A 2,491-nucleotide genomic window follows, 5' to 3' on the forward strand; every position below is an offset into this window, starting at 1 on the left:
CCGGGCGGGGCCCCTCGCGTTGTCCGGGGCGGCGAGCGTCCGGTGGGTGGGGCGTCGCACCGCCGGTCCCCGGTCCCGCGCCGCTGCTCCCCGGCCTCGCGTCGCCGCTTCCGTTCCCGCGCCGCGCTTCCCCCGCCTCGCGCGGCCTGACCTGGGCCGTTCACATCCGCTTGAAGTGAATGGGTCAAAGCCCTTGCGGGGCAAGGGCGAAGGGAGTTTCCTACTCGTTAGGAAGGTTTCCTAACCCACTCAGGAAACGGAGCGCTCATGCGTCCGCAGCCCCGTCGTGCCCTCCGCATCGCCATCGCCGCCGCCCTGGTGGCCGCACCGCTGACGGTCGCGGCCACCTCGGCCGCCGAGGCCGCGCCCGCCGCCGCGACGTCCGTCCGGCTCAGCGGTGTCGGCCTGGACGACCCGCACAAGAAGGACATCGCCATGCAGCTGGTGTCCAGCGCGGAGAACTCGTCGCTGGACTGGAAGGCCCAGTACAAGTACATCGAGGACATCGGCGACGGCCGCGGCTACACCGCCGGCATCATCGGCTTCTGTTCCGGGACCGGGGACATGCTGGAGCTGGTGCAGCACTACACCGACATCAAGCCCGGCAACATCCTCGCCAAGTACCTGCCCGCGCTGAAGAAGGTCAACGGCAGCGACTCGCACGCCGGCCTCGGCAGCCCGTTCGTCAAGGACTGGGCCACCGCCGCCAAGGACCCGGCCTTCCAGCAGGCCCAGAACGACGAGCGCGACCGGGTGTACTTCAACCCCGCCGTCAACCAGGCCAAGGCCGACGGCCTGCGCGCGCTCGGCCAGTTCATCTACTACGACGCCATCGTGATGCACGGCCCCGGCTCCGGCTCCGACAGCTTCGGCGGCATCCGCGCGGCCGCCATGAAGAAGGCCAGGACGCCCGCCCAGGGCGGCGACGAGGCCACCTACCTCAAGGCCTTCCTGGACGCCCGCAAGGTGGTCATGAAGAAGGAGGAGGCGCACTCGGACACCAGCCGGGTCGACACCGAGCAGTCGGTGTTCCTCAACGCCAGGAACTTCGACCTCAACCCGCCGCTGAAGTGGAAGGTCTACGGCGACAGCTACAGCATCGACAGCTGAGCCCCGGTCCGGCCGGCGGCGGGAGGCCGTTCTCTCCCCCCCCCGCGGGGTCTCCCGCCGCCCCGGCGCTCCGCCCCCCCACGAAAGTCCAAAGGGGATGTGAAAGTCCTGTTCATCCCGTAACGAATCGAGCAGGCGGATAACGAAGGGTTCCTCCCTCGTTGACGCATCCCCCCGGTGGCGCTTGACTCCCTCCCCTGCCGCAGTGTTGCGGCGCAGTACAGGAGGCACCACCGATCATGATCAGACCCATGCGTCTCGCGGCCGCGGGCACGGCCGCCGTGTCGCTCGCGCTCACCCTCACGGCCTGCGGGCAGACCGCGGCGCCCCAGACGCCGGCGGCCGGCGGCGGCGGCGAGGGCATCGGTCTGCTGCTGCCGGAGAGCGCGTCCTCCACCCGCTACGACGCGTTCGACAAGCCGCTGATCGAGCAGACGGTGACCAGCCTCTGCACCAAGTGCACCCTCAGCTACGCCAACGCGGGCGGCGACGCGACGCTCCAGAAGAAGCAGTTCGACGACCTGCTCGCCAAGGGCGTCAAGGTCATCCTGCTCGACCCGGTCGACGCCAAGCTCACCGCTCCCTGGGTCGACGCCGCCAACGCCAAGGGCGTGAAGGTCGTCGCGTACGACCGGCTGGCCCAGGGCAAGGTCGCCGCGTACGTCTCCTTCGACAACCAGCGCACCGGCCAGCTCCAGGGCCAGTCCCTGCTCGACGCGCTCGGCTCCAAGGCCTCCTCGGCCAACGTCGTGATGATCAACGGCGCCGAGTCCGACCCCAACGCGGCGCAGTTCAAGGCGGGCGCGCACGAGGCGCTGGACGGCAAGGTCAAGAAGATCGCCTACGAGGAGTCCGGCGAGTGGAAGCCGGAGGTGGCCACCGCGAAGATGAACGCGGCCATCCAGAGCCTCGGGAAGGACGGCATCCAGGCCGTCTACGCCGCGAACGACGGCATGGCCGCCGCCGTCATCGACGCCCTGAAGGCCGCGGGCATCAAGAACGTGCCGGTGGGCGGCCAGGACGCCTCCATCGACGCGGTCCGCCGGGTGCTCACCGGCGAGCAGGCGTACACCATCTACAAGCCGTACAAGCCGGAGACGGACGCCGCGGGCAACATAGCCGTCCAGCTGGCCGAGGGCCTGGACATCAGCACCACCGCCACCTCCGTCACCGACAGCGGGACGCTGCACATCCCCTCGCTGCTGCTCACCCCGATCGTGGTGACCAAGGCGAAGGTGCAGGCCACGGTCGTCGGCGGCGGGCTCTACAAGGCGGCCGACATCTGCACCCAGCCGTACGCGCAGGCCTGCGCGGAGGCCGGGGTCAAGTAGCTCACCCCGCCGGAAGGCAGCGAGGGCGCGGCCGCACCGATCGCGCGCCC

At 70.2% G+C, this 2,491-nt stretch carries 2 protein-coding genes; both read left to right on the top strand.

Going from position 1 to position 2,491, the window contains the following annotated elements; genetic code table 11:
- The first annotated feature begins 267 nt into the window (after positions 1-267).
- Positions 268-1,110, top strand: a complete 843-nt coding sequence (locus tag ABT247_RS33030) for a chitosanase (RefSeq protein ID WP_350750223.1) — start codon at positions 268-270, stop codon at positions 1,108-1,110.
- Between the two features lie 251 nt (positions 1,111-1,361).
- Positions 1,362-2,441 carry a sugar ABC transporter substrate-binding protein gene (locus ABT247_RS33035; RefSeq protein WP_350750225.1) on the top strand — a complete coding sequence of 360 codons (1,080 nt, stop codon included), beginning with the start codon at positions 1,362-1,364 and terminating at the stop codon, positions 2,439-2,441.
- Positions 2,442-2,491: the final 50 nt, after the last annotated feature.

The organism is Kitasatospora sp. NPDC001539 (assembly GCF_040298565.1).
Taxonomy (GTDB): Bacteria; Actinomycetota; Actinomycetes; order Streptomycetales; family Streptomycetaceae; genus Kitasatospora.

Bases quoted from the DNA above. Each gene is read 5' to 3' on its own strand.
- ABT247_RS33035 (WP_350750225.1), top strand. From the start codon at position 1,362: ATGCGTCTCGCGGCCGCGGGCACGGCCGCCGTGTCGCTCGCGCTCACC.
- ABT247_RS33030 (WP_350750223.1), top strand. From the start codon at position 268: ATGCGTCCGCAGCCCCGTCGTGCCCTCCGCATCGCCATCGCCGCCGCC.